Annotated in this window: 1 protein-coding gene; it reads left to right on the plus strand. The window is 75.3% G+C overall.

Annotated features, from left to right (window positions below; all coding sequences use genetic code 11):
- The first annotated feature begins 286 nt into the window (after positions 1-286).
- Positions 287-724, plus strand: a complete 438-nt coding sequence (gene msrB, locus D8M29_RS12965) for a peptide-methionine (R)-S-oxide reductase MsrB (protein ID WP_127446065.1) — start codon at positions 287-289, stop codon at positions 722-724.
- Positions 725-765: the final 41 nt, after the last annotated feature.

A 765-nucleotide genomic window follows, 5' to 3' on the forward strand; every position in this document is an offset into this window, starting at 1 on the left:
GCGGCCAGGGCGGGCGGCAGGTCGGCGGGGTGGGTACGGGGACGGCGGGGTCGTGCGGCCATGCGCGCCATTGTCCTCCACGGGCGGGCGCGCCTGCCAATGCGACGCCCGTCGGGAACACGACCGCGCTCCGGACCGTTGCACCGGGCATGACCGAGCCTCCCCCACACCCCCATGACGGCCCCACCCCCGACCCCCCTCGCCACGTCCCCCTTCCCCTCCCCACACCCCCCATGACGGCCCCACCCCCGACCCCGCGCGGGACGTCCCCGCTCCCGAGCAGACCCTGGCCGCCCCGGGCGGCGCCCGCCTGACGGACGAGGAGTGGGCCCGACGGCTCACGCCCGAGGAGTTCCAGGTGCTGCGCCGGGCCGGCACGGAACCGCCCTTCACGGGCGAGTACTGGGACTCGCACGTGAAGGGCGTGTACGCGTGCCGGGCGTGCGGATCCGAGCTGTTCCGCTCGGACGAGAAGTTCGACGCGCACTGCGGCTGGCCCTCGTTCTTCGCACCGCTCGCGGAGGACCGGGTGGAGTACCTGAAGGACACCACCCTGGGCATGGAGCGGATCGAGGTGCGGTGCGCGGCGTGCGGCTCCCACATGGGTCACGTCTTCGCGGGCGAGGGCTATGACACCCCCACGGACCTGCGCTACTGCATCAACTCGATCTCGCTGCGCCTGGCCCCCGCCGACGACGCGGCGGCCCCGGACGGGGCGCGCTGATCCGGTGCGGGAGCGCCGTGGCGTCCACGGCGCGCCCCCGC

Source organism: Micrococcus sp. HSID17227 (genome assembly GCF_003989405.1).
Lineage (GTDB): Bacteria > Actinomycetota > Actinomycetes > Actinomycetales > Micrococcaceae > Micrococcus > Micrococcus luteus.